The sequence below is a fragment of the Pedobacter sp. genome, from assembly GCF_045628745.1.
In the GTDB taxonomy this organism is placed as follows: domain Bacteria; phylum Bacteroidota; class Bacteroidia; order Sphingobacteriales; family Sphingobacteriaceae; genus Pedobacter.
In genome coordinates this window covers 1-4,557 of record NZ_JAZQPU010000287.1, presented here as the reverse complement: position 1 = coordinate 4,557, position 4,557 = coordinate 1, and the positions used below count along the sequence as shown (strand labels likewise).

Annotated in this window: 3 protein-coding genes; 2 read left to right on the top strand and 1 reads right to left on the bottom strand. The window is 36.4% G+C overall.

The annotated features are described in order from the left end of the window. The first annotated feature begins 108 nt into the window (after window positions 1-108). Both ACR2F7_RS10710 and ACR2F7_RS10705 read left to right on the top strand, forming a co-directional pair. On the top strand, window positions 109-1,221 hold the full coding sequence (locus ACR2F7_RS10710; protein WP_432713558.1) for a M42 family metallopeptidase: 1,113 nt from the start codon (window positions 109-111) through the stop codon (window positions 1,219-1,221). Window positions 1,222-1,546: 325 nt separating this feature from the next. Next, window positions 1,547-2,449, top strand: a complete 903-nt coding sequence (locus ACR2F7_RS10705; RefSeq protein ID WP_432713557.1) for a nucleotidyltransferase family protein — start codon at window positions 1,547-1,549, stop codon at window positions 2,447-2,449. Window positions 2,450-2,536: 87 nt separating this feature from the next. Here the strand turns inward: ACR2F7_RS10705 and dnaK are convergent, their stop codons facing one another. Continuing rightward, the gene (gene dnaK, locus ACR2F7_RS10700) at window positions 2,537-4,447 is read right to left on the bottom strand and encodes a molecular chaperone DnaK (RefSeq protein ID WP_432713556.1); all 1,911 of its coding nucleotides are present in this window, start codon (window positions 4,445-4,447) and stop codon (window positions 2,537-2,539) included. Window positions 4,448-4,557 lie beyond the last annotated feature (110 nt).

Below are 4,557 nucleotides of genomic sequence, written 5' to 3'. Positions count from 1 at the left end.
TTTGGCTTCAGGGAAACAAATGAGCGCTATTTTAAAAATGGGTATGACTTTGTCATTATGGACTTAGAACTTTAATGTTTATATATTTGCTTAAATAAGAATTTTAACATGACTAAAAAGAAAGACGATAAACAAGCACACGTATCTGTAGTCAATCAAAACTCCCTACAGTTTTTAGAAGCCTATATCAATAATCCATCTCCTACCGGATTTGAATACCCTGGCCAGAAATTATGGTTAGATTACCTTAAACCTTATATTGATGAAAGCTTCATTGATAATTATGGTACTGCAGTTGGTGTAATTAATCCTACAGCAGAATTTAAGGTGGTTATTGAAGCACATGCTGATGAAATTTCATGGTTTGTTAACTACATCACCCCCGAAGGTTTAATTTATGTAATCCGTAATGGTGGTTCTGATCACCAGATTGCTCCTTCAAAAAGGGTAAATATACATACTGAAAACGGCTTAGTGAAAGCAGTATTCGGCTGGCCTGCAATTCATACCCGCAATGGCGAAAAAGAAGAAGCACCAGCGCTTAAAAACATCTTCCTGGACTGTGGCTGTACCACTAAAGAAGAAGTTGAAAACTTAGGCATTCATGTAGGTTGTGTGATCACTTATGAAGATGAGTTTATGATCTTGAACGACCGCTATTATGTTGGTCGTGCTTTAGATAACCGTGCTGGTGGTTTTATAATCGCTGAAGTAGCACGTTTGCTTAAAGAAAACAAAAAAGAACTTCCATTTGGTTTATACATCGTTAACTCCGTTCAGGAGGAGATTGGACTTCGTGGAGCAGAAATGATTGCACACCGCATTAAACCTAATGTAGCCATCATTACTGATGTTACCCATGATACTTCTACCCCAATGATCAATAAGATTACACAGGGCGATTTGGCTTGTGGTAAAGGACCTGTGGTTTCTTATGCTCCTGCTGTACAAACGAACTTAAATAAGTTGTTGATTGAAACTGCAAAAGAAAATAACATTCCTTTCCAGCGTCAGGCTTCTTCACGTTCTACAGGAACGGATACAGATGCTTTTGCTTATTCTAATGGTGGTGTACCTTCTGCTTTGATTTCCTTACCATTAAGGTATATGCACACTACTGTAGAGATGATCCATAAAGAAGATGTAGATAACGTAATCAGTTTAATCTACCATTCTTTATTGAACATTGAAAAAGACCACGATTTTACTTATTTCAAATAAGACACCTATAAAGATGAAAAAGCGCGTTTGGGATCATCCTAAACGCGCTTTTTCTTTGATTTAATTTTTCATTCCTCATTTTTACTCAAATTACTGGACTGATTTTAAAATTTTTGAGTTATAAACCTAACTGTTTCCATATTGTTGGTCTTCTACCAGCTAAACTGGCAAAGTAATTGTGCATCATTGTCGAATTATGAGATTAAGAGCCTAAAAGAATCCTATTATAGGGCTATTATCATTTATTTAGAAGAAAAATAAGTACTTTAGTCATAAATAAGTATTTACTTACACTAACCCTTTAACTTATTAATTATAATATTTAATGAAACCCACCTTATTAATCCTAGCAGCAGGCATGGCAAGTCGTTATGGCAGCATGAAACAAATAGATGGCTTTGGCCCAAATCAAGAAACAATTATAGACTATTCCATATATGATGCCATTAAAGCCGGTTTTGGAAAGGTTGTCTTTATTATTAAAGAAGAATTTGTAGATAACTTTAAGGCCATCTTTGAACCTAAATTAGCAGGTAAAATTGAAACTGAGTATGTATTCCAGAATTTCGACCTTAAACAATTTGGAATTGACGAAGAAATAGAAAGAGCAAAACCCTGGGGTACTGCGCATGCTATACTTTCTGCAAGAAATACCATTAAAGAACCATTTTGTGTCATCAATGCTGATGATTTCTATGGTCTTGACGCCTATGAGAAAATGGTTGATTTCTTAAACAACGAAGTGAATGGTAGCAACTATTCCATGATTGGCTATGAGATTGGCAAAACATTATCAGAATATGGTGCTGTGTCTCGTGGTGTTTGTCAAGTGGATGCTGCTGGTAACCTGGAAGAAATTATAGAACGTACTAAAGTTTATAAAGATGGTGACCATATTGTTTATGAAGAAGATGACCAAAAATATCCTTTAGCTGTTGATACGCTTGTATCTATGAATTTCTGGGGTTTTACGCCTGAAGTGTTTAAAACAACAGAAGATCTTTTCCGCGTTTTCGCAATGGAGAATAAAGAAAATCCTAAATCTGAATTCTTTATTCCATTGGTAGCTGAACATTTGATAAAAACAAATACAGCTGATTTTAAGGTAATCCCTACAGACAATAAATGGTTTGGTGTAACTTATAAAGAAGATAAACCTATCGTACAGGCAAGTATCGACCAGTTAATTCAAGATGGTTTATACCCTGAAAATTTGTGGAACAATTAACTTACCAATATCAATTCTTAAAATACCATACATAAAAAAGAGCCCTCGAAAATTTCAAGGGCTCTTTTTTTATGTATGGACTACAATTTATTTTTTGTCGTCTTTTACTTCTTCAAAATCAACGTCAGTTACATTGTCGCCACCAGTAGCTGGTTGCTCACCTGTAGGCTGACCGCTTGAAGGTGCGCCGCCATCCTGACCTGCTTTGTACATTTCTTCAGACGCTTCATTCCATGCTGTTTGAAGTTCAGCCTGAGCTGCATCAATATCAGCAAAGTTTCTAGTTGCATGAGCATCTTTCAGTTTTGTTAAGCTGCTTTCGATTGGAGCTTTTTTATCTGCAGAGATTTTATCACCAAATTCTTTCAATTGTTTTTCAGTAGAGAAGATCAAAGCATCTGCGCTGTTGATTTTGTCTGCTTCTTCCTTTTGAATTCTGTCAGATTCAGCATTTTGTTCTGCTTCTTCTTTCATTTTTTTGATCTCTTCGTCAGTTAAACCTGAAGAAGCTTCAATGCGGATTTTTTGCTCTTTACCAGTAGCTTTATCTTTTGCACTTACGTGTAAGATACCGTTAGCATCAATATCAAATGCAACTTCTACTTGAGGAACACCACGTGGAGCTGGTGGAATACCATCTAAAATGAAACGGCCAATTGTACGGTTCTGAGCAGCCATTGGACGCTCACCTTGTAAAATATGGATCTCAACTGATGGCTGGTTATCAGCAGCAGTAGAGAAAGTTTCAGCTTTTTTAGAAGGAATAGTAGTGTTAGCTTCAATTAATTTAGTCATTACACCACCCATAGTTTCGATACCTAAAGAAAGAGGCGTAACGTCTAATAATAATACGTCTTTCACTTCACCTGTTAATACACCACCTTGGATAGCTGCACCAATAGCAACAACTTCATCAGGGTTAACACCTTTAGAAGGTTCTTTACCAAAGAAAGCTTTTACAGCTTCCTGAATAGCAGGCATACGGGTAGAACCACCAACTAAAATGATTTCATCAATATCAGAAGTTTTTAAACCAGCATTTTTCAAGGCAGATTTACATGGATCAATTGTACGTTTAATCAAATCACTAGCTAATTGCTCAAATTTAGCACGGCTAAGTGTTCTAACTAAGTGTTTTGGGCCAGTTGCATCAGCAGTAATGTACGGAAGGTTAATTTCTGTTGATGTAGTGCTAGATAATTCAATTTTAGCTTTCTCAGCAGCTTCTTTTAAACGTTGTAATGCCATTGGATCTTGGTGTAAGTCCATGCCATATTCGTTTTTAAATTCACCTGCTAACCACTCAATAATGATATGGTCAAAGTCATCACCACCTAAGTGAGTATCACCGTCAGTAGATTTTACTTCAAAAACACCATCACCTAATTCTAATACAGAAACATCATGTGTACCACCACCGCAGTCAAACACAACGATTTTCATATCTTTATGAGCTTTGTCTAATCCGTAAGCTAAGGCAGCAGCGGTAGGCTCATTAATGATACGTTTAACTGTTAAACCAGCAATTTCTCCAGCTTCTTTTGTAGCCTGACGTTGAGCATCGTTGAAATATGCAGGAACAGTAATAACTGCTTCTGTTACTTCTTGACCCAAGAAATCTTCTGCTGTTTTTTTCATTTTCTGCAAAATCATTGCAGAAATTTCTTGTGGAGTATATTTACGATCGTCTATTTCTACACGTGGCGTATTATTATCACCTTTTACAACCTTATATGGAACACGTCCAACTTCTTTAGTAACCTCAGCAAAGCTGCTACCCATAAAGCGTTTAATTGAATAAATCGTCTTTGTAGGGTTGGTGATTGCCTGACGTTTAGCCGGTTCACCTACTTTACGCTCACCATTTTCTGCAAATGCAACAATTGATGGAGTCGTACGCTTACCTTCACTGTTGGATATAACTACAGGTTCGTTACCTTCCATTACGGATACGCAAGAATTTGTTGTTCCTAAGTCTATACCAATTATTTTTCCCATTTTATTATATCTTTTAATGTATATTTTATTCTATACCTCGTGTTAAACAAGGGTTGTGCCAAATACTGTTTGGCAGGTTAATGACATATCTTTAGACGCAATCGGCAAAA